This is a genomic window from Nonomuraea sp. NPDC001699 (assembly GCF_053596455.1).
Window position 1 is genome coordinate 123,124 of record NZ_JBSFGF010000023.1, and the last position, 20,570, is coordinate 143,693.

The 20,570-nt window shown below is 72.9% G+C and carries 18 protein-coding genes; 13 read left to right on the plus strand and 5 right to left on the minus strand.

Features of this window, described 5'->3' with window-relative positions; all coding sequences use genetic code 11:
- Window positions 1–96: 96 nt before the first annotated feature.
- Both ACWCSU_RS42410 and ACWCSU_RS42415 read right to left on the minus strand, forming a co-directional pair.
- Entirely contained in the window at window positions 97–1,509 is a 1,413-nt protein-coding gene (locus ACWCSU_RS42410) for a rhamnulokinase (RefSeq protein ID WP_364097319.1), read from the minus strand.
- Window positions 1,506–2,519 carry a LacI family DNA-binding transcriptional regulator gene (locus ACWCSU_RS42415; protein WP_357703382.1) on the minus strand — a complete coding sequence of 338 codons (1,014 nt, stop codon included), beginning with the start codon at window positions 2,517–2,519 and terminating at the stop codon, window positions 1,506–1,508. The genes ACWCSU_RS42410 and ACWCSU_RS42415 overlap by 4 nt, the downstream gene beginning before the upstream one ends.
- A gap of 134 nt (window positions 2,520–2,653) precedes the next feature.
- Between ACWCSU_RS42415 and ACWCSU_RS42420 the strand changes: the two genes are divergently transcribed.
- The 4 genes from ACWCSU_RS42420 to ACWCSU_RS42435 all read left to right on the plus strand — a co-directional run bounded on the left by ACWCSU_RS42420 (window position 2,654) and on the right by ACWCSU_RS42435 (window position 7,747).
- Window positions 2,654–2,971 (plus strand): L-rhamnose mutarotase, encoded by a 318-nt coding sequence (locus tag ACWCSU_RS42420; protein WP_357703384.1) that lies wholly within the window; start codon window positions 2,654–2,656, stop codon window positions 2,969–2,971.
- 10 nt (window positions 2,972–2,981) lie between these two features.
- Window positions 2,982–4,136: an L-rhamnose isomerase gene (gene rhaI / locus ACWCSU_RS42425; protein ID WP_357703386.1), complete on the plus strand. Its 1,155-nt coding sequence runs from the start codon at window positions 2,982–2,984 to the stop codon at window positions 4,134–4,136.
- Window positions 4,137–4,141: 5 nt separating this feature from the next.
- Window positions 4,142–6,181 carry a bifunctional aldolase/short-chain dehydrogenase gene (locus tag ACWCSU_RS42430; protein WP_449942226.1) on the plus strand — a complete coding sequence of 680 codons (2,040 nt, stop codon included), beginning with the start codon at window positions 4,142–4,144 and terminating at the stop codon, window positions 6,179–6,181.
- Window positions 6,182–6,349: 168 nt separating this feature from the next.
- Window positions 6,350–7,747 carry an alkaline phosphatase PhoX gene (locus ACWCSU_RS42435; protein ID WP_449942227.1) on the plus strand — a complete coding sequence of 466 codons (1,398 nt, stop codon included), beginning with the start codon at window positions 6,350–6,352 and terminating at the stop codon, window positions 7,745–7,747.
- Here ACWCSU_RS42435 and ACWCSU_RS42440 read toward each other — a convergent pair.
- Window positions 7,738–8,277, minus strand: coding sequence for a hypothetical protein (locus ACWCSU_RS42440; RefSeq protein WP_397037299.1), 540 nt, complete (start codon window positions 8,275–8,277; stop codon window positions 7,738–7,740). The genes ACWCSU_RS42435 and ACWCSU_RS42440 overlap by 10 nt on opposite strands.
- Window positions 8,278–8,441: 164 nt before the next feature.
- On the opposite strand from ACWCSU_RS42440, the gene argC reads away from it, so the two are divergent.
- From argC to ACWCSU_RS42480, 8 genes are all read left to right on the plus strand, one after another.
- Window positions 8,442–9,464 (plus strand): N-acetyl-gamma-glutamyl-phosphate reductase, encoded by a 1,023-nt coding sequence (gene argC / locus ACWCSU_RS42445; protein ID WP_397037301.1) that lies wholly within the window; start codon window positions 8,442–8,444, stop codon window positions 9,462–9,464.
- On the plus strand, window positions 9,461–10,612 hold the full coding sequence (gene argJ / locus ACWCSU_RS42450) for a bifunctional glutamate N-acetyltransferase/amino-acid acetyltransferase ArgJ (RefSeq protein WP_357703395.1): 1,152 nt from the start codon (window positions 9,461–9,463) through the stop codon (window positions 10,610–10,612). The genes argC and argJ overlap by 4 nt, the downstream gene beginning before the upstream one ends.
- A complete protein-coding gene (gene argB, locus ACWCSU_RS42455; RefSeq protein ID WP_357703397.1) occupies window positions 10,609–11,484 on the plus strand; it encodes an acetylglutamate kinase in 876 nt (291 codons plus the stop codon). Before argJ ends, argB begins: the two co-directional genes overlap by 4 nt.
- Window positions 11,481–12,647: an acetylornithine transaminase gene (locus ACWCSU_RS42460; RefSeq protein WP_449942229.1), complete on the plus strand. Its 1,167-nt coding sequence runs from the start codon at window positions 11,481–11,483 to the stop codon at window positions 12,645–12,647. Before argB ends, ACWCSU_RS42460 begins: the two co-directional genes overlap by 4 nt.
- Window positions 12,644–13,591: an ornithine carbamoyltransferase gene (gene argF / locus ACWCSU_RS42465; RefSeq protein ID WP_364097292.1), complete on the plus strand. Its 948-nt coding sequence runs from the start codon at window positions 12,644–12,646 to the stop codon at window positions 13,589–13,591. The genes ACWCSU_RS42460 and argF overlap by 4 nt, the downstream gene beginning before the upstream one ends.
- The gene (locus tag ACWCSU_RS42470) at window positions 13,588–14,094 is read left to right on the plus strand and encodes an arginine repressor (protein WP_357703405.1); all 507 of its coding nucleotides are present in this window, start codon (window positions 13,588–13,590) and stop codon (window positions 14,092–14,094) included. Before argF ends, ACWCSU_RS42470 begins: the two co-directional genes overlap by 4 nt.
- Window positions 14,095–14,172: 78 nt before the next feature.
- Window positions 14,173–15,594, plus strand: a complete 1,422-nt coding sequence (argH, locus tag ACWCSU_RS42475; protein ID WP_364097289.1) for an argininosuccinate lyase — start codon at window positions 14,173–14,175, stop codon at window positions 15,592–15,594.
- Window positions 15,576–16,436 carry a DNA-3-methyladenine glycosylase gene (locus tag ACWCSU_RS42480; protein WP_449942230.1) on the plus strand — a complete coding sequence of 287 codons (861 nt, stop codon included), beginning with the start codon at window positions 15,576–15,578 and terminating at the stop codon, window positions 16,434–16,436. Before argH ends, ACWCSU_RS42480 begins: the two co-directional genes overlap by 19 nt.
- Here the strand turns inward: ACWCSU_RS42480 and ACWCSU_RS42485 are convergent.
- Window positions 16,376–16,777 carry a PH domain-containing protein gene (locus tag ACWCSU_RS42485; RefSeq protein WP_357703411.1) on the minus strand — a complete coding sequence of 134 codons (402 nt, stop codon included), beginning with the start codon at window positions 16,775–16,777 and terminating at the stop codon, window positions 16,376–16,378. The two genes, ACWCSU_RS42480 and ACWCSU_RS42485, sit on opposite strands and share 61 nt — an antisense overlap.
- Before the next feature lie 85 nt (window positions 16,778–16,862).
- On the opposite strand from ACWCSU_RS42485, the gene tyrS reads away from it, so the two are divergent.
- Complete coding sequence (tyrS, locus tag ACWCSU_RS42490) at window positions 16,863–18,128, plus strand: tyrosine--tRNA ligase (RefSeq protein WP_449942231.1); 1,266 nt, start codon at window positions 16,863–16,865, stop codon at window positions 18,126–18,128.
- Between the two features lie 63 nt (window positions 18,129–18,191).
- On the opposite strand, the gene ACWCSU_RS42495 is transcribed toward tyrS, so the two are convergent.
- Window positions 18,192–19,691 (minus strand): glycosyltransferase family 39 protein, encoded by a 1,500-nt coding sequence (locus ACWCSU_RS42495; protein ID WP_449942232.1) that lies wholly within the window; start codon window positions 19,689–19,691, stop codon window positions 18,192–18,194.
- Window positions 19,692–20,570 lie beyond the last annotated feature (879 nt).

Sequence of the window (20,570 nt, forward strand, 5' to 3'; positions counted from 1 at the left end):
CCCCGGCGCCCGTGCCCCTGGACTTCGTCCTCCCCCTCGCCGCCGGGAGGAAACCGAAGTGCCAGGTCAAAGGCGTATGTGCGGGGACGGGCCGGGTCAGGTCAGGCGGGCGGCGGCCTCGTCCCAGGCGCTCGCGTCGCCGGAGGGCTCGTACCGGCGCAGCTCCTGCGTGGAGGCCACCAGGGCGCGCATCCCGGCCAGGTCGGAGACCAGCCCGGCCGCCCGCGCCTGCACCAGGACGTTGCCGAGCGCGGTCGCCTCGGCGGGCCCGGCCACGACCGGCAGGCCGCAGGCGTCGGCCGTGAACCGGCACAGCAGCTCGTTGCGCGACCCGCCGCCCACCAGGTGCACCACCTCGACGTCGCGGCCCGACAGCTCCATCGCCTGCCGGATCGCGTGCCGATGCCCCAGCGCCAGGCTCTCCAGCACGCAGCGCACGAAACCCGCGGGCGTGGAGGGCGGCCGCTGCCCGGTGCGGCGGCACTCGGCGGCGATCCGCGCGGGCATGTCGCCCGGCGGCAGGAACGCGGGCAGGTCCGGGTCGACCACGGCGGCGAAGGGACGCTCCCGGGCCGCCGCCGCCAGCAGGTCCTCCAGAGAGGAGCCGGGCCAGGCCCGCAGGCACTCCTGCAGCAGCCACAGCCCCATGACGTTGCGCAGGTAGCGGACGGTGCCGTCGATCCCGGCCTCGTTGGTGAAGTTGGCCGCCCGGCCCGCCTCGGTGAGCACGGGGCCGGTCAGCTCCACCCCGGCCAGCGACCAGGTGCCGCACGAGATGTAGGCGAAGGCGGGCCCGCCGGCCGGCACGGCGGCCACCGCCGAGGCGGTGTCGTGCGAGGCCACCGCCCGCACCGGCGCGGAGAAGCCGATCTCCGCCGCGACGTCGCGGCGCAGCCCGCCGACCGGCTCGCCGGGCTGCCGCAGCCGCGGGAAGATGCCCCCGGGCAGGCCCAGCCGGTCGATCAGCGGCGCCGCCCAGGACCGGGTGCGCACGTCGAGCAGGCCCGTGGTCGAGGCGTTGGTCACCTCGGCGCCCAGCTCGCCGGTCAGCCAGTAGCCGATCAGGTCGGGCACCAGCAGCATCGTCGCGGCCTGGTCCAGGCGGTCGTCGGCCAGGAGCTGGTAGACGGTGTTGAACGGGAGCACCTGGAGCCCGGACACCGCGTACAGCGCCTCGGCGCCGACCGTCTCGGCCACCTGCCCGGCCACCCCCCGCGTACGGTCGTCGCGGTAGTGGACCGGGTTGCCGAGCAGCGCGCCGGACTCGTCGAGCAGGCCGTAGTCGACGGCCCACGAGTCGACCCCGATCGAGCCGACCGGCCCGGCCGCCCGCAGGCCGGTGAGGATCTCGCGGTAGAGGCCCAGGACGTCCCAGTGGAGGCGGCCGGCCAGGCGGACCGGGCCGTTGGGGAAGCGGTGGACCTCGGACGTGGCGAGCCCGTCCGACAGGTCGGCGACCATCACCCGGCCGCTGGAGGCGCCCAGGTCCACGGCGGCGAATCGGCTCATTGGGTGGACTCCCTCTCGACCAGTTCGGGCTGGAACATGATGTGCTGGTGGGCGTGCTCGTCCGGGTTGTCGCACTCGTCCAGCAGCAGTTCGGTGGCGATGCGGCCGAGCTGGTACGTCGGCTGCCGCATCGAGCTGAGCGACACGGCGGAGGCGGCGGCGAAGTCGATGTCGTCGTAGCCCATCAGGGCCACGTCGTCGGGCACCCGCACCCCGGCGCGCAGCAGGGCCCGCAGCACGCCCAGCGCGAGCAGGTCGTTGGCGCAGAACACGGCCTCGGGCAGGCCGTCCGCCATCAGGTCGGCGGCGGCCTTCTCGCCCGCGCGGGCGGTCATCGCGGCCGCCTCGACCACCCGCAGCGAGCCCGGGTCCAGCCCGGCCGCCGCCAGCGCCTCCGCCGCGCCCCGCCGCCGCTCGGCGCACTGGCGGATGGTCAGCGGCCCGGTCACGTACGCCACGCTGTGACCGCTCGCGTGCCCGCCTCTGGCCAGCAGGTGCGCCACCGCGGCCCGGCCGCCCGCCACGTCGTCCACCGCGACCGCGCACTGGTCGGGGCGGTGGGCCGGATGGTCGACGAGCACCACGCTGATGCCGCGCTCGCGCAGCCGGTCCAGCCGGGCCGGGTCCTCGCCCGAAGGCGTGATCAGCACGCCGCGCACCCGCTGCTCGGCCAGCACGCCCAGGTTGCGCTCCTCCTTGCCGGGGGAGCCCGCCGAGTTGCCGAGGATCACCGCGTAGCCCAGCTCGCTGGCGACGTCCTCGACCCCGGCGGCGACCTCGGTGAAGAACGGGTTGCCGATGTCGATGACGCTCAGGCCGATCGTCCTGCTGTGGCCGGCGCGCAGGGTCGAGGCCGAGCCGTGCCGGACGAACCCCAGCTCCCGGATCGCGGCCTCCACCCGTTCGCGGGTCGCCGTGGCGACCTTCGCCGGTCTGTTCAGCACGTTGGAGACCGTGCCGGGGGAGACGCCGGCGTGGGCGGCGACGTCCTTGATGCTGACCATGGCCATGGCGCCCTATTAAAACGTACCAACGTGATGTTGGCCAGTGCCGCCCACGTGGCAGGGGAGGACGCATTGACAGCGGTCCGCGAGAGATCGTAGTTTTCCGGCGACGCATTAAAACGTTTTGAAGAGGGGTGACCGTGCGACGCGCCTGCTTCCTGCTCAAGGTCCGTCCCGAGCGGCTGGCGGAGTACCGCGAACGCCACCGGGCCGTCTGGCCGGACATGCTCGACGCGCTGCGCCGCGCCGGCTGGCACAACTACTCGCTCTTCCTGCGGGACGACGGCCTGCTCGTGGGCTACCTGGAGACCGCCGACTTCGAGGCCGCGAAGGAGGCGATGGCCGCCACCGAGGTCAACGCCCGCTGGCAGGCCGAGATGGCGCCCTTCTTCGAAGACCTCGACGGCCGGCCCGACGAGGGCATGCGGCCGCTGGACGAAGTGTTCCACCTGGACTGATCGGGAAGTCATGACCACTGACATCAAGGCCGCCCTGCGCGCGCTGCACATCGAGACCCCGTCGTGGGCGTACGGCAACAGCGGCACCCGGTTCAAGGTGTTCGCGCAGCGGGGCGTGCCGCGCGACCCGTACGAGAAACTGGCCGACGCCGCCCAGGTGCACGCCCACACCGGCGTCGCCCCCACCGTCGCCCTGCACATCCCCTGGGACAAGGTGGCCGACTACGGCCACCTGGCCGCCCACGCCCGCGAGCTGGGCGTCGGCATCGGGGCGATCAACTCCAACGTCTTCCAGGACGACGCCTACATGCTCGGCAGCGTCACCAACCCCGACCCCGCGGTCCGCCGCAAGGCGCTGGCGCACCTGCTGGAGTGCGTCGACATCATGGACGCCACCGGCTCGGCCACGCTCAAGCTGTGGTTCTCCGACGGCACCAACTACCCCGGCCAGGACGACATCCGCGCCCGCCAGGACCGCCTGGCCGAGGCCCTGGCCGCGGTGTACGCCCGGCTCGGCGGGGACCAGCGCTTCCTGCTGGAGTACAAGCTGTTCGAGCCCGCCTTCTACACCACCGACGTGCCCGACTGGGGTACCGCCTACGCCCACTGCCTGAGGCTCGGCCCCAAGGCGCAGGTCGTCGTGGACACCGGTCACCACGCGCCGGGCGTCAACATCGAGTTCATCGTGGCGTTCCTGCTGCGCGAGGGGAAGCTCGGCGGCTTCGACTTCAACTCCCGCTTCTACGCCGACGACGACCTCATGGTGGGCGCGGCCGACCCGTTCCAGCTCTTCCGCATCATGTACGAGGTCGCGCGCGGCGGCGGCCTGGAGGCGGGCGTCGCGTTCATGCTCGACCAGTGCCACAACATCGAGCCCAAGATCCCCGGCCAGATCCGCTCGGTCATGAACGTCCAGGAGGCCACCGCCAAGGCGCTGCTGGTCGACCGCGACGCGCTGGCCGCCGCCCAGGCCGGGGGAGACGTGCTGGGCGCGAACGCCGTGCTCATGGACGCCTACAACACCGACGTGCGGCCGCTGCTCGCCGAGCTGCGTGAGGAGACGGGCCTCGCGCCCGACCCGATGGCCGCGTACGCCAAGTCCGGATATTTCGAGAAAATCGCCGCCGAGCGGATCGGCGGCACGCAGGCCGGCTGGGGGGCCTGACCACCATGCACGTCATCAACGAACTGCTGGGCCGTTCGCACCGACTGGGCGCCGACCCGCGCAACACCAACTTCGCCGGCGGCAACACCTCCGCCAAGGGCCACGCCCCCGACCCGGTGACCGGCCAGGACGTCGAGCTGCTCTACGTCAAGGGCTCGGGCGGCGACCTCGGCACGCTCAAGGAGGACGGCCTGGCCGTCCTGCGCCTGGACCGCCTGCGCGCGCTCGCCGGCGTCTACCCCGGCGTCGAGCGCGAGGACGAGATGGTCGCCGCCTTCGACTACTGCCTGCACGGCCGGGGCGGCGCCGCCCCCTCGATCGACACCGCCATGCACGGCCTGGTCGAGGCCGCCCACGTCGACCACCTGCACCCCGACGCCGGGATCGCCCTGGCCACCGCCCGCGACGGCGAGGAGCTGACCCGGCGCGTCTTCGGCGACCGCGTGGTGTGGGTGCCCTGGCGGCGGCCCGGCTTCCAGCTCGGCCTGGACATCGCGGCCGTCAAGGAGGCCAACCCGCAGGCCGTCGGGTGCGTGCTCGGCGGCCACGGCATCACCGCCTGGGGCGCCACCTCGCAGGAGTGCGAGGCCCGCTCGCTGGAGATCATCCGCACCGCCGAGGAGTACCTGGCCGCCAACGGCCGCCCCGACCCGTTCGGGTCCGTGCTGCACGAGCCGCTGCCGGAGGCCGAACGGCACGCGCGGGCCGCCGCGCTGTTCCCGGTCGTGCGGGGGCTGGCCTCCTCCGACCTGCGGCAGGTCGGCCACTACACCGACACCCCGGAGGTGCTGGACTTCCTCTCCCGCGCCGAGCATCCGCGCCTGGCCGCGCTCGGCACGTCCTGCCCCGACCACTTCCTGCGCACCAAGGTCGCCCCGCTGGTCCTGGACCTGCCGCCGGACGCGCCCCTGGAGCGGGCCGTCGAGCGGCTGCGCGAGCTGCACGCCGCCTACCGCGCCGACTACACCGCCTACTACGAGCGCCACGCCGGCCCGGACTCGCCGCCGATGCGCGGCGCGGACCCGGCGATCGTGCTGGTGCCCGGCGTCGGCATGTTCTCCTTCGGCAAGGACAAGCAGACCGCCCGCGTGGCCGGCGAGTTCTACGTCAACGCGATCAACGTCATGCGCGGCGCCGAGTCCGTCTCCGCCTACGCGCCCATCCCGGAGTCGGAGAAGTTCCGGATCGAGTACTGGGAGCTGGAGGAGGCCAAGCTGCGCCGGATGCCGAAGCCGAAGCCGCTGGCCGGGCGGGTGGCGCTGATCACCGGCGCGGGCTCGGGCATCGGCGCGGCGACCGCGCGGCGGCTGGCGGCCGAAGGGGCGTGCGTGGTGCTCGCCGACCGCGACCTGGCCGCCGCGGAGAAGCTCGCCGCCGAGATCGGCGCCGGGGCGTACCGGGCGTCCGACGCGGCCGTGGCCGTGGGGGTGGACGTCACGTCCGAGGAGCAGGTCGTGGCCGCCGTACGGGCCGCCGTGCTCGCCTTCGGCGGCGTGGACCTGGTGGTCAACAACGCCGGCCTGTCGTTGTCGCGCTCCCTGCTGGAGACCAGCCTGGACGACTGGGACCTCCAGCACGACGTGATGGCGCGCGGCTCGTTCCTGGTCTCCCGCGAATGCGCCCGGGTGCTGATCAGCCAGGCGATGGGCGGGGACATCGTCTACATCTCCTCCAAGAACGCCGTCTTCGCCGGGCCGAACAACGTCGCCTACGGCGCGGCCAAGGCCGACCAGGCCCACCAGGTCCGCCTGCTGGCCGCCGAGCTGGGCGAGCACGGCGTCCGCGTCAACGGCGTGAACCCCGACGGCGTCGTGCGCGGCTCGGGCATCTTCGCCTCCGGCTGGGGCGCCAACCGCGCGGCGGTGTACGGCGTGGAGGAGGAGCGCCTGGGCGAGTTCTACGCCCGGCGCACCCTGCTCAAGCGCGAGGTCCTGCCCGAGCACGTGGCCGCGGCGGTCTTCGCGCTCGCCGGGTCCGACCTGACCCACACCACGGGCCTGCACGTCCCGGTGGACGCGGGCGTCGCCGCGGCCTTCCTGAGGTGACCCGTGGCGGGCCGTCCCGTGGGCGGCCCGCCCTCCGCCCCTGACCGAAATATCCAAAATGCGATCGGCGTGGATTCCGCGCCGCATCTGTGCGACACATGGAGACGGGTCCTCCGCAGACCCGCGGAGGACCCGCGGCACCCCCGACCCTCCAGGGAGGCGAAGCCCGTGTCAGCACCGGTGTCCCGTCGTTCGTTCCTCCGCGGCGGCGCGGCCGGCGGTCTCGGCGTGGTTCTCGCGGGCAGCGTGGAGGCCGTCGCCGGCCCCGGCGCGGCCCGCGCCGCCACCCGGGCCGAGGCCGGGTACGGCCCCCTCGTCCCCGACCCGGCCGGCCTGCTGGCCCTGCCCGCCGGGTTCTCCTACACCCTCGTCGCCGAGACCGGCCGCACCCTCCTGGACAGCGGCGAGCCCACCCCGAGCGACCCCGACGGCATGGCCTGCTTCACCGGCCGCCGGGGCACCGTCCTGGTCTGCAACCACGAGATCGGCGGGAGCGAGCCGTACCGGGTGCCCGCCCTGCCCGGCCTCACCTACGACCCCGGCGCGGGCGGCGGCACCACCACCGTCGAGGTGAGCCGCCGCGGCGCGCGGGTCAGGGAGTACGTCAGCCTGGCCGGCACCCACAACAACTGCGCCGGCGGACGCACCCCCTGGAACACCTGGCTGACCTGCGAGGAGACCGAGCAGCGGGCCGGCGGCGCCTTCCAGCGCGACCACGGCTACGTCTTCGAGGTGGACGCCTTCGACCAGCGCTCCAACCAGGACCCGGTGCCCCTGAAGTTCCTGGGCCGCTACTCCCACGAGGCCGTCGCCGTCGATCCCCGCACGTCCGCGATCTACCTGACCGAGGACGCCACCGCCCCCCACGGCCTCTACTTCCGCTGGACCCCGCCGCCGGGCTTCCACGGGGGCAGGGGCGCGCTGCGGGCCCTGGCCACCTCCTCCGGCGGCGACACGGCGGGCCGCCTCCAGGCGATGAGCTGCTACGACGGCTCCCGGCAGGTCGCCGACCTGTCGGAGGCCACCGCGCCGGGCACCCGGTACCGGGTGCGCTGGGTGGACGTCCCCGACCGTGACGCCCGTACGGTCTCGGTGCGCTCCCAGTTCGCCGACGGCCAGGTGACCCGCTCGCGCAAGCTGGAGGGCGCCTACTGGGGCGACGGCGGCGCCTACTTCGTGGCCAGCTACGCCCGCGCCGCCGACGGCAGCCTCAAGGAGCACGACGGCCAGGTGTGGTTCCACGACCCCCGGTCCGGCACGGTCACCCTGCGGACCGTCTTCGGCCTCAACCCCGACCCCGCCCAGGACACCTCCTTCGACGGCCCCGACAACATCACCGTCTCCCCGTACGGCGGCGTGATCCTGGCCGAGGACGGCGAGGGCGTCAGCCATCTCGTCGGCGTCACCAGGACGGGCGCGGCCTACCCGCTGGCCCGCAACGAGCTGAACGAGAGCGAGTTCACCGGCCCCACCTTCGACGCCACCGGCTCCACCCTGTACGCCTGCATCCAGTCGCCGGGCCACGTCTTCGCCATCACGGGACCATGGCGGCGTCCTCAGGAGTAGGCGGCGACCATCCCCACGACCGTCACCAGCGCGCCGGTGGCGGTGATCACCCAGCCCGCCGCCGCGGCGGACCGCCTGGCCCGCCGTCCCGCCCCGGACCAGTAGAGGAGCACGTAGGGCAGGAACCCGATCCCGCCCAGCCCCACCCCGGGCAGTGCCGCCGCGGCCAGCACGCCCCTGGTCCCGGCCGGCGCCGCCCGGTCGCCCTCGGGCGTGAGCTGGGCCCGCGTCACGTCGCCGGCCGAGGAGTCGGGGGAGGCGTCCACCGGGACGGCCGGGCCGCCGGAGTCGGGCGTGAAGCGTCCCTTGCAGTCGTAGCGGCCCTGGCCCAGGTCGGCGCAGGAGAGCACGGTCAGCGTCCCCGGCGTGCCGGTCCGGCCGGTCGCCAGCCGGAAGTCGGAGATCGAGAGCACCGCGGGCAGCACGCAGATCCCCACCCAGAGCAGCACGAGGACGGCGCGCCCGAACGGCCCGGGACCGCGCCCGCGCGAAGGGGTGACGAAGGTGAGATCGGGCAGGAAGTCGCTCATGCCCGGCAGCATCCCGCCCGCCACTTGGGGTTGGCCTGGAAAGGACTGGGACATGCCCCTGTCACCGGCGCGGGCCGTCTCAGCTTGCATAATCATCCTCTTGAGTGCATCATCTTCACAAGCAAGGTCATGAGATAGGGTGCATAACTATGCAGGAGGGCCGGATGAGAGCAGCGATCGCGGGAGCGAGCGGCTATGCCGGAGGTGAGCTGCTCCGCCTCCTGCTCGGCCATCCCGAGTTCGAGATCGGCGCGCTCACCGCGGCCTCCAGCGCGGGCGACCTGCTCGGCGCCCACCAGCCGCACCTGCCGCAGCTCGCCGACCGCGTCCTGGAGGAGACCACGCCCGGCGTGCTCGCCGGGCACGACGTGGTCTTCCTCGCGCTGCCGCACGGCCACTCGGCCGCCGTCGCCGCCCAGCTCGGCGAGGACACGATCGTGGTCGACTGCGGCGCCGACCACCGGCTCGCCGACCCCGCGGCCTGGCGGGAGTTCTACGGCGGCGACCACGCCGGCACCTGGCCCTACGGCCTGCCCGAGCTGCCCGGCGGGCGCGAGGCGCTGAAGAAGGCCCGGCGCATCGCCGTCCCCGGCTGCTACCCGACCTCGGTCCTGCTGGCCCTGTGGCCGGCCTTCGCCGCGGGCCTGGCCGGTCCCGACGTGGTCGTCGTGGCCGCCAGCGGCACCAGCGGCGCGGGCAAGGCGCCCAGGTCCCATCTGCTCGGCAGCGAGGTCATGGGCTCGGTCAGCGCGTACGGCGTGGGCGGCGTCCACCGCCACACGCCCGAGATGGAGCAGGGGCTGTCCGCCGTCGCCGGCGCACCCGTACGCGTCTCCTTCACCCCCACCCTGGCCCCCATGAGCCGCGGCATCCTGGCCACCTGCACCGCCCCCGCCGCCCCCGGCCTCACCCGCGAGTCGCTGCGCACCGCCTACGAGGTCGCGCTGAAGGCCGAGCCGTTCGTCCGGCTCCTGCCCGAGGGCGTCTGGCCGGCCACCTCCATGACGTACGGCGCCAACACCGCCGCCCTTCAGGTGACGCTCGACGAGCGCGCCGGCCGCGTGGTCGCCGTCATCGCCATCGACAACCTCACCAAGGGCACGGCCGGAGGCGCGATCCAGAGCGTGAACCTCGCCCTCGGCCTGCCGGAAGAGCTCGGCCTTCCCCTGACAGGAGTTGCTCCATGAGTGTCACCGCCCCCTTGGGCTTCCGGGCCGCGGGCGTCGCCGCGGGCATCAAGTCCGGCGACGCCCGTGACCTGGCCCTCGTCGTCAACGACGGCCCCAGCCGCGCCGCCGCCGGCGTCTTCACCGCCAACCGCGTCAAGGCCGCCCCCGTGCTGTGGTCGCAGCAGGTCCTGGCGGGCGGGCGGCTGCGCGCGGTGGTGCTCAACTCCGGCGGCGCCAACGCCTGCACCGGCCCCGAGGGCTTCCAGGACACCCACGCCACCGCCGAGAAGGTCGCCGAGGCCCTCGGCGACAGCGCGGGCGAGATCGCGGTCTGCTCCACCGGCCTGATCGGCGAGCGGCTGCCGATGGAGGCCCTGCTGACCGGCGTCCAGACCGCCGCGGGCCAGCTGTCCCGCGACGGCGGCCTGGCCGCGGCCGACGCCATCCGCACCACCGACACCGTCTCCAAGATCTCCTTCAAGCGGGCCGACGGCTACATGGTCGGCGGCATGGCCAAGGGCGCCGGCATGCTCGCCCCCGCCCTGGCGACCATGCTCTGCGTGATCACCACCGACGCCGACCTGACCAGCGAGGAGCTCGACGCCGTCCTGCGCGCCGCCACGGCCACCACCTTCGACCGGCTCGACTCCGACGGCTGCATGTCCACCAACGACACCGTGCTGCTGCTGGCCAGCGGCGCCGCCGGGGTCAGGCCCGACCTGGCCGAGTTCGGGCAGAAGGTGCAGGAGGTCTGCGCCGACCTGGCCAGGCAGCTCCTCGTGGACGCCGAGGGCGCCTCCAAGGCGATCGCCGTCGAGGTCGTCGGCGCCGCCTCCGAGGACGACGCCGTCGAGGTGGGCCGCACCGTCGCCCGTTCCAACCTGCTCAAGTGCGCCATCCACGGCGAGGACCCCAACTGGGGCCGCGTCCTGGCCGCCGTCGGCACCACGAAGGCCGCCTTCGAGCCCGACCGCGTCAACGTCGCCATCAACGGCATCTGGATCTGCCGCGACGGCTCCGTCGGCGACGACCGCACCAAGGTCGACATGCGCCCCCGCGACGTGACGATCACCATCGACCTGTCGGCCGGCCGCCACAGCGCCACGATCCACACCACGGACCTGACCGCCGAGTACGTCCACGAGAACTCGGCGTACTCCTCGTGAGGGCCGTCACCGCGGCGACCAAGGCCGAGGCGCTGATCGAGGCCCTGCCCTGGCTGACCCGCTTCGCCGGCGCGACCGTCGTCATCAAGTACGGCGGCAACGCCATGACCGACGAGTCCCTCAAGGAGGGTTTCGCCGAGGACGTCGTGTTCCTGCACCACGCCGGCCTGCGCCCGGTCGTCGTCCACGGCGGCGGGCCGCAGATCAGCAGCGCCCTCGACAGGCACGGCATCGAGTCCACCTTCACCGCGGGCCTGCGCGTCACCACGCCCGAGGCCATGCAGGTCGTCAGGATGGTCCTGGTCGGCCAGGTGGGCCGCGACATCGTCGGCCTGATCAACCGGCACGGCCCGTTCGCGATCGGCATGTCCGGCGAGGACGCCTGCCTGTTCACCGCCGAGCGCAAGCCCGTCATCGTCGACGGCGAGCCCGTGGACATCGGCCAGGTCGGCGAGATCGTCAAGGTCGACCCGGGCGCCGTGCGCGCGCTGATCGACGACGGCCGCATCCCGGTCGTCTCCAGCGTCGCCGTCGGCGCCGACGGAGAAATCTACAATGTAAATGCGGACACCGCGGCCGCCGCGCTGGCCGTGGCGCTGGGCGCGCAGAAGCTGATCGTCCTCACCGACGTCGAGGGCCTTTACGCCAACTGGCCCGACGACACCGACGTGATCGACGAGCTCGACGCCGACGAGCTGGAGAAGCTGCTGCCCAACCTGTCCAGCGGCATGGTGCCCAAGATGGAGGCGTGCCTGACCGCCGTGCGCGGGGGAGTGCCCCAGGCGCACGTCCTCGACGGCCGCGTGCCCCACTCGATGCTGCTGGAAATCTTCACCAACGAAGGAATCGGAACCATGGTGATGCCCTCATGAGCCTCCACGAGCGGTTCGAGCAGGCGTTCATGCCCAACTACGGCGTCCCCCCGATCGCCCTGGCGCGCGGCGAGGGCACCCGCGTCTGGGACGTCGACGGCAAGGAGTACCTCGACTTCATCGGCGGCATCGCGGTCAGCTCGCTCGGCCACGCCCACCCCGCCCTGGTCGAGGCGGTCTCCAAGCAGGTCGCCATGCTCGCCCACACCAGCAACCTGTTCCTGCACGAGCCCGAGGTGCTGCTCGCCGAGCGGCTGCTCGACCTGCTCAACGCCCCCGCCCGGATCTTCTTCGCCAACTCCGGCACCGAGGCCAACGAGGCCGCCTACAAGCTCGCCGTCAAGTACGGCAAGCGTGAGGGCCGCTCCTACTTCGTCGCCGCCGAGAACGGCTTCCACGGCCGGACGATCGGCGCCCTGTCGCTGACCGGCAAGAAGGCCATCCGCGACCAGTTCGGCCCGTTCCCCGTGGACGTGCGCTTCGTCCCGTACGGCGACGCCGACGCGCTCAAGGAGGCCGTGACCGGCGACTGCATCGCGGTGTTCCTGGAGCCGACGCAGGGCGAGGCCGGCGTGGTCCCGCCGCCCGAGGGCTACTTCGAGGCCGCCCGCGAGATCTGCGACGCCACCGGCGCGCTGCTGGTCGCCGACGAGATCCAGTCGGCGATCGGCCGTACCGGCCACTGGTTCGCCCACCAGGCCGACGGCGTCACGCCCGACATCCTGACCCTGGCCAAGGGGCTGGGCGGCGGCCTGCCGATCGGCGCGTGCGTCGGGTTCGGCGAGGCCGGCCGGCTGTTCGACAAGGGCGACCACGGCTCGACGTTCGGCGGCAACCCGGTCTCGTGCGCGGCGGCGCTGGCCGTCCTGGACAACCTCGACCTCGACCACGTCAAGTCGGTGGCCGCCGGGCTGCGCGGCGGCCTGGAGGCGGTCCGCCACCCGCTGCTGAAGGGCGTGCGCGGCCGCGGCCTGTGGCTGGCCGCCGTCCTGACGGAGGAGCGTTCGGCGCGGGTGCAGCAGGCCGCCGCCGAGGCGGGCTTCCTGGTCAACGCCCTCCAGCCGGACGCCGTACGCCTCGCGCCGCCGCTGGTGGTCACCCATGAGGAGGTGAACGCCTTCGTCGAGGCGTTCCCGGCGATCCTCAAGGAGGCCGCGGCGTGACCAGACACCGCGCGGACTCGGCGCAAGTCAGACACTTCCTGCGGGACGACGACCTCACTCCCGAGGAGCAGACGGAGGTCCTCGACCTGGCCGCCGCGATGAAGAAGGACCGGCTCGGCTACCGGCCGTTCGAGGGCCCCAAGACCGTCGCCGTCCTGTTCGACAAGCCCTCGGCCCGCACCCGCGTCTCCTTCCACACCGGCATCGGCGAGCTCGGCGGCCTGCCGCTCGTCGTCGACAACGTCGCGGTGCTGATGGGCAGGGGCGAGCCCACCGCCGACATCGCCCGCGTGCTCGACCGCCAGGTGGCCGCCATCGTGTGGCGCACCACCGGGCAGCGGCTCGTCGAGGAGATGGCCGCCGCCTCCGCGGTGCCCGTCGTCAACGCGCTCACCGACGACTTCCACCCCTGCCAGATCCTCGCCGACCTGCAGACCGTCCGCGAGCGGCTGGGCGGCACGGCCGGGCTGACGCTGACCTACGTCGGCGACGGCGCCAACAACATGGCCCACTCCTACCTGCTCGGCGGCGCCACGGCCGGCATGCACGTCCGGATCGCCGCCCCGGCCGGCTACCAGCCCGACGCCGAGATTCTCGGCCAGGCCGCCGCCGTCGCGGCCAGGACCGGCGGATCGGTGGCCGCGACGACCGACCCGGCGGCCGCCGCCGAGGGGGCGCACGTGATCGCCACCGACACGTGGGTGTCGATGGGGCAGAGCGGCGCCGACGAGCGGGCGGCCGCGTTCCTGCCGTACCAGGTCAACGCGGAGCTGCTGGCGCACGCCGCGCCCGAGGCGATCGTCCTGCACTGCCTGCCCGCCTACCGCGGCAAGGAGATCACCGCCGACGTCCTCGACGGCCCGGCCAGCGTCGTGTGGGACCAGGCGGAGAACCGGCTGCACGCCCAGAAGGCGCTGCTCCACTGGCTGGTGACCCGCGGATGACCATCCCGATGACCAAGGCCGCGCGGCAGGCGAAGATCACCGACCTGCTGCAGCGCAAGGCCGTGCGCTCCCAGCCCGAGCTGGCCAAGCTGCTGGCCGAGAGCGGGGTCGAGGTCACCCAGGCCACCCTCTCCCGCGACCTGGACGAGCTCGGCGCGCTCAAGCTGCGCGCCGACGACGGCTCCCTGGTGTACGCGCTGCCCGGCGAGGGCGGCGACCGCATCCCGCTCACCAGGACCGGCGGCGGCGAGACCCCGGCGGCGCGGCTGCACCGCATCGCCGAGGAACTGCTCGTGGCCGCCGAGGCCTCGGCCAACCTGGTCATGCTCAGAACCCCGCCGGGCGCCGCCCAGTTCCTGGCCTCCGCCATCGACCACGCCGACTGGGAGTCCATCCTCGGCACGGTCGCGGGCGACGACACGATCCTGGTCATCAGCCGCGATCCGATGGGCGGCCAGGCCGTCGCGGAGGCGCTGCTGCGCGTGGCGGACCGGCGTGGTTGACCCGATCGCCGGGATCGCGGTCGCCCCTGACGCAAAGAAGGGCTGAGTTGCACTATGGTCGCGTGGGAAATGGAGGAGATGACGGTGAGTGATGGCAAGCCGATGCGGCTGTGGGGCGGACGCTTCGAGAGCGGCCCGTCCGACGCGCTGGCCCGGCTGTCGGTGAGCGTGCACTTCGACTGGCGGCTGGTGCCGTACGACCTGGCGGCGTCCAGGGCGCACGCCCGCGTGCTGCACAGGGCGGGGCTGCTGAGCGACGACGAGCTGGAGCGCATGATCGGCGCGCTCGACGACCTGGAGGCCGCCTGCAAGGCGGGCGAGTTCCGCCCGACCGTGGCCGACGAGGACGTGCACACCGCCCTGGAGCGCGGCCTGCTGGAGCGGCTCGGCTCGCTCGGCGGCAAGCTGCGCGCGGGCCGCAGCCGCAACGACCAGATCGCCACCGACCTGCGCCTCTACCTCCGCGACCACGTGCGCAGCATCGTCTCCCGCCTGGTCGAGCTGGAGACCGCGCTCATGGCCCAGGCCGAGGAGCACGCCGAGACCGCCGCGCCGGGCATGACGCACCTGCAGCACGCCCAGCCCGTCTCCTTCGGCCACCAGCTCCTGGCCCACGTCCACGCCTTCACCCGCGACATCGACCGCCTCACCGACTGGGACAAGCGCGCCGCGGTCTCCCCGCTCGGCTCCGGCGCCCTGGCGGGCTCCTCGCTGCCGCTCGACCCGCAGGCCGTGGCCGAGGAGCTGGGCTTCTCCGCCGCCGCGCCCAACTCGATGGACGCCGTCGCCGACCGCGACTTCGCCGCCGAGTTCCTGTTCGACGCGGCGATGATCGGCGTGCACCTGTCGCGGCTGGGCGAGGAGATCGTCCTGTGGGCCTCGCAGGAGTTCCGCTGGATCGAGATGGACGACGCCTACTCCACCGGCTCGTCGATCATGCCCCAGAAGAAGAACCCCGACGTCGCCGAGCTGGCCCGCGGCAAGTCCGGCCGCCTGATCGGCAACCTGATGTCGATGCTGACCACGCTCAAGGGCCTGCCGCTGACCTACAACCGCGACCTGCAGGAGGACAAGGAGCCGGTGTTCGACTCGGTCGACACGCTGCTGCTCGTCCTGCCCGCGATGGCCGGCCTGGTCGCGACCATGCGCGTCAACACCGCCCGCATGGAGGCGTCGGCGCCCGACGGGTTCGCCCTGGCCACCGACCTGGCCGAGCTGCTGGTGCGGCGCGGCGTGCCGTTCCGCGACGCGCACGAGGCCGTCGGCCACCTGGTGGTCTGGTGCCAGGTCAACGACAAGGACCTCGGCGACCTGTCCGACGACGAGCTGGCCAAGGTCTCGTCGCACCTGACGCCCGACGTCCGCGACGTGCTCAACGTGCCCGGCGCGCTGGCGGCCCGCAAGGCCCACGGCGGCACCGCCCCCGACCGCGTACGCGACCAGCTCGTCGCCCTGCGCGAGGCGGTCGACGCCCAGGCGGCATGGGCCTCGGGAAACTGAGCGCCGCGCCGCTGCCGCGGAGTTTCTTCGACCGGCCCTCGCACGAGGTCGCGCCCGACCTGCTCGGACGCGTCCTCGTGCACGGGCCGGTCGCCGTCCGCCTCACCGAGGTCGAGGCGTACGGCGGCCCCGGCGAGGACCCCGCGGCCCACACCTACCGCGGCAGGACACCCCGCAACGCCGTCATGTTCGGCCCGCCCGGCCACCTGTACGTGTACTTCACCTACGGCATGCACTTCTGCGCGAACCTCGTCTGCCTGCCCGAGGGCCATGGCTCGGCCGTGCTGGTCCGCGCCGGCGAGATCGTCGCCGGCCTCGACGAGGCCCGCACCCGCCGCACCCCCGCCCCGGCCTCCGCCGCCGGGACCGCTGCGGCCTTCGACGGGGGACGGTCCGCCCCCGCCTCTGCCGCGGGACGGGCCGCCGCGGCCGGACGCGCCAGGGGCGTGCCTGACCGTGACCTGGCCCGCGGCCCCGCCAGGCTGGCCGTCGCGCTGGGCCTGCTGCGCGAGCACAACGGCCTGGACGCGATCTGGGAAGGCTCACCCGCGGCCCTGCCACCCCTGACCGGTACCCCCGGAAGCCCCGGGCGTTTCGGCCACGGACCGGAGCACGCCACCTGGCTCACCGGCCTGCCCCACGGCTCGGCCGCCGTCCTCGAAGGCCGGCCCGCCGACCCCGGCACGATCAGGTCAGGCCCGCGCACCGGCGTCTCGACCGCCAAGGACACCCCGTGGCGGTTCTGGATCGACGGCGACCCGACCGTGTCGCCGTACCGGGCTCACGTGCCGCGCCGGCGCAGCTCCGCGGCCACCTCCGTGGGGGAGACCCCCAGCTCGTGAGCGCTGAAGACGTGCAGGTGGTCGCCGGTGTCGATCTCCAGCATCTCGCTGCGCAGCCCGAACCGCCGGCGCACGTCCACCTTGACGTCCTTCACCGCCTCCCACGGCACGTGCCGCCGCCCGGCGAACCCGTGCACCACCGTGATCCCGTCGGCGTCGGCGGCCAGCCGCACCGGCACCAGCACGTCGCGCAACCCCATCCCGCCCACCAGCACGGCCGCCGGCACCGCCAGGATCACCCCGCGCACGTCCCCGTCGACCCACCAGAAGACGGCGAGCCCGGCGCACGCCAGAGCCCCTAAGATCTTGAAAACGGCCAGCTCGCGACGGACCCTCCACATGGACACCGAGCGTATCCAAGTGGCGGTCACCCCGGACGATCGGGCACGCTGTAACCACCTCAACGTCTACTGGAAAGCCAGCACCGTGACCGACATTCTCGATGAGCTCGAATGGCGCGACGTCCTCGCGCAGACCACCGACGTCGAAGCCCTGCGTGAGGCGCTGTCGAAGGGTCCGATCACGGTCTATGCGGGCTTCGACCCGACTGCGCCGTCGCTCCATGTGGGCAACCTGGCCACGCTGCTCATCCTCACCCGCTTCCAGCGGGCCGGCCACAAGCCGATCGGCCTGGTGGGCGGCGCCACCGGCCTGATCGGCGACCCCAGCGGACGCAGCACCGAGCGGGTGCTCAACACCTCCGAGGTCGTGGCCGAGTGGGTGGCGAAGATCCGGGTCCAGGTGGAGAAGTTCCTGTCGTTCGAGCCCGGCCCCAACGCCGCGACGCTGGTCAGCAACCTCGACTGGACCTCCGAGCTGTCGGCCATCGACTTCCTGCGCGACGTCGGCAAGCACTTCCCGGTCAACCGCATGCTGGCCCGCGAGTCGGTCTCGGCCCGGCTGGCGGGCGAGGGCCTGAGCTACACCGAGTTCAGCTACCAGATCCTCCAGGCCAACGACTACCTTGAGCTCCACCGCCGGCACGGCTGCGCCCTCCAGGTGGGCGGCAGCGACCAGTGGGGCAACATCACCGCCGGCGTCGACCTGGTCAGGCGCGTCGAGGGAGCGCACGTCCACGCCCTGACCGGCAAGCTGATCACCAAGGCCGACGGCACCAAGTTCGGCAAGACGGCCGGCGGCGCGGTCTGGCTCGACGCCTCGCTCACCTCCCCGTACGCGTTCTACCAGTACTGGCTCAACGCCGACGACCGCGACGTGGTGCGCTTCCTCAAGGTGTTCACGTTCCGCTCCCGCGAGGAGATCGAAGAGCTGGAGAAGGCCGTCGCCGACCGCCCGTTCGCCCGTGAGGCGCAGCGCGCGCTGGCCGAGGACCTCACCACCCTGGTTCACGGGGGCGAGGAACTGGCCGCGGTGGTGGCCGCGTCGAAGGCGCTGTTCGGTCAGGGCTCGCTGGACGAGCTGCCCGCCGCCACCCTGGAGGCCGCCCTGGCGGAGGTGCCCAAGGCCACCGTCACCGAGCTCGGCGCGACCTTCGTCGACCTGCTGGCCGACAGCGGCCTGGTCGAGTCGAAGTCGGCGGCCAGGCGCGCGGTCAAGGAGGGCGGCGCGTACCTGAACAACGTCAAGATCACCGACGAGGCGTACGTGCCCGAGGCGTCCGACCTGCTGGCGGGCCGGTTCATGGTCCTGCGCCGTGGCAAGAAGTCGATCGGCGGCGTCGAGGTCGCCTGACCCCGCAGCGGCGAGGCGGGTCCTTCGGGGCCCGCCATTGTCATTTTGCTGTCGCTTCCGCCGTCACTTCCGCTCGAACAGGGCCACCGTCAGCCCCGGCAGATCCGCCGAGTGCTTGACGGACACGGCCTCGAACCCCGCCCGCCGCACCTGCGCCACACGGGGCACGGAGTCGCCCTGCAACCCCGCCTGCTTGGTACCGCGCCACACCACCCACACCCGTTCGCGCCCCTTCAACGCCGCCGCGACCTCCGGCCTTTCCGGATAGCCGAATCCGTCGGGCTCGGGCGCGTCACCCGTCTTCAGGACGTCGTCGGGCATCGCCGAGTCCGCGTAGTAGTCGAACCCGGCCCGCAGCGGGCTCTGCCCGTACACGATCGCGTCCCCGGGCTCGGCCCTGACCACCCGCAACGCCCACGGGACGTTCTCGAACCGGCCGTTCTCCTCGCGTACCGTCACGTGGTCCGAGACCGCGAGCAGGCCCCCTACCAGCACGACCGCGACCCCCGCCGGAACCGGGAAGCGCGGCACCGCCGCCACGGCCACGCCCGCCAGCAACGCCAGCGCCGGCGCCGTCACGAACAGATACCGGTCCACGTACGCGGGCGTCACCAACTGCGAGACCGCGAGCAGCAACACCGGCGGCAACACCAGCCACCCCACCCCCGCAACAGCCCACCGCGCCCCCTCACCGGCCACCGGATCACGCCAGGCCGATCGCTCCTCGTCCCCCCGCACCACATCCCGCTGCGACGATCGCCCCTCGATCCCCGCCGCAGAATCCCGCCCCCGCACCTGGTCCCCGGCGCTCCGGCCCGCCTTCGACCTCCACAGGACCACCGCCCCGGCCAGAGCGACCGCGAACAGCAGCAGCCCGAGCCCGGCCGAACCCGCCGCCATCTTCGGGAACTTGAGCCACACCTCCGGCCCTCGCTGCGGGATCCAGCTGATCGCATGCCGCTCCCCGAACCCGACCAGCCCCAGCACGACCGCCGGCAGCCCGCCGACCCCGAGCGCCGCCGCCATCCGCAACAACATCCCGCGCCGGGCGAGCGCGAGATGCGCGGGCAGCGCCAGCACCGCGAACAGATGCGTGCAGCACACCAACGCCACCGCCACCCCGTACGCCACCCACCGCCGCCCACCCGGACGCTCCACCGCCCGACGCAACGCCCAGAACGAGAACACCACCGCGGCCGCCGCGAACGCGTAAGACCTGGCGAACGCCCCGTAATAGGAAACGGACGGCAGGAGCGCGAACAGCGCCGCCCCGATCACCCCCGCCCGCACACTGTGCAGCCGCCTCCCGAGATCGGCCAGAAACCAGGCCGCCACGCCGATCGCCACCGCCGACGGGAACCGCAGCCACAGCTCAGCCGTGCCCGCCTTCACCCAGAAGTGCATGAACAGGTAGTACGGCAGGAAGTGCCCGTCGATGTTCTGGGCCAACTCCCACAACCCCGGCAGTGACCGGGAAGCCGCGCTGATGGTCGCCAGCTCGTCACCGTTCAAGGTGGCCGCCCCCGTCCCCGAGAACGCCACCGCCCCCGCGACCAAGGCCATCCACCAAGGGGCGGAGGAGCGGGGGCGGGTCGCGGGTGGGACTGCGGGAACAATTGTGGCGGCAGTGGTCACCGGGGCAGAATACGCGCCCCCCGAGCCCCGCCCGCCCTCTTAACTGACCCCCCATCCGGTATGCCGGAACGGGCCCCTCCACCCGACCATCGTCTCCGGTCCCCGATCACCCCCGCACCTCCACCGGCCGAAGAGTCGACGGTCTGTATCAACGCCCCGACCTGTGCACTCTCACGAGAACGCCGCAGCGCCTGGCACCAAGCCCTGCACACGCCCCCTTGCTCGCCGAGCCAGGCGGAATCCGGCCCTCCGGCCATGGCGACCACCGCCGACCCTCAACTGACTCCCGCAAACCCGCCCAGCGATCCGACATGGCTCGTTCGACGTCCGTCACCAGCGCCGTCGCTCCTTGATCCGGCCCCCCTTCCGCCATGTCCCCGTCCGGCGATTTGACGTGTCGCGGATCGCGACCTAATCTTTCACTTCGTCCCCGGAGCGAGCCGGACGCCGACAAGGCGGACGGGCCCCGGGACAAGCCCCTTGAGATGACAAGCCACCTCGGTCGAGGCGCTTCAACGCGCTTTGGCATGGGTTGTCCTCGGGCGCCCGAAGCACGCCGAATAATCGGTTGATTCGACAGGTGCCGGATGACACGGTAAGTTATGAGGGTTGCCTCGGCAGCGAGGCGTCCAATCCTAGCTAGGTTCGGCCCGGTTTGTTCAAGTCTCCGGATTTGACACCAAATCGGCGGGCTTGCTAAGATTGAGACACAACGAAATGAACGCCTCTGAACGAGGATCCGGGAACGGGTTCTGGTGAGGAAGTACGCGTCCGTTTCTTGAGAACTCAACAGTGTGTTAAAAGCCA

What these genes read in the sequence shown, in the direction of transcription:
- ACWCSU_RS42410 (WP_364097319.1), bottom strand. Translation starts at nt 1,509, where the DNA reads ATGAGCCGATTCGCCGCCGTGGACCTGGGCGCCTCCAGCGGCCGGGTG.
- ACWCSU_RS42415 (WP_357703382.1), bottom strand. Translation starts at nt 2,519, where the DNA reads ATGGCCATGGTCAGCATCAAGGACGTCGCCGCCCACGCCGGCGTCTCC.
- rhaI (WP_357703386.1), top strand. Translation starts at nt 2,982, where the DNA reads ATGACCACTGACATCAAGGCCGCCCTGCGCGCGCTGCACATCGAGACC.
- ACWCSU_RS42430 (WP_449942226.1), top strand. Translation starts at nt 4,142, where the DNA reads ATGCACGTCATCAACGAACTGCTGGGCCGTTCGCACCGACTGGGCGCC.
- ACWCSU_RS42440 (WP_397037299.1), bottom strand. Translation starts at nt 8,277, where the DNA reads ATGAGCGACTTCCTGCCCGATCTCACCTTCGTCACCCCTTCGCGCGGG.
- argC (WP_397037301.1), top strand. Translation starts at nt 8,442, where the DNA reads ATGAGAGCAGCGATCGCGGGAGCGAGCGGCTATGCCGGAGGTGAGCTG.
- argJ (WP_357703395.1), top strand. Translation starts at nt 9,461, where the DNA reads ATGAGTGTCACCGCCCCCTTGGGCTTCCGGGCCGCGGGCGTCGCCGCG.
- ACWCSU_RS42460 (WP_449942229.1), top strand. Translation starts at nt 11,481, where the DNA reads ATGAGCCTCCACGAGCGGTTCGAGCAGGCGTTCATGCCCAACTACGGC.
- ACWCSU_RS42470 (WP_357703405.1), top strand. Translation starts at nt 13,588, where the DNA reads ATGACCATCCCGATGACCAAGGCCGCGCGGCAGGCGAAGATCACCGAC.
- argH (WP_364097289.1), top strand. Translation starts at nt 14,173, where the DNA reads ATGACGGTGAGTGATGGCAAGCCGATGCGGCTGTGGGGCGGACGCTTC.
- ACWCSU_RS42480 (WP_449942230.1), top strand. Translation starts at nt 15,576, where the DNA reads ATGGGCCTCGGGAAACTGAGCGCCGCGCCGCTGCCGCGGAGTTTCTTC.
- ACWCSU_RS42485 (WP_357703411.1), bottom strand. Translation starts at nt 16,777, where the DNA reads ATGTGGAGGGTCCGTCGCGAGCTGGCCGTTTTCAAGATCTTAGGGGCT.
- ACWCSU_RS42495 (WP_449942232.1), bottom strand. Translation starts at nt 19,691, where the DNA reads ATGGCCTTGGTCGCGGGGGCGGTGGCGTTCTCGGGGACGGGGGCGGCC.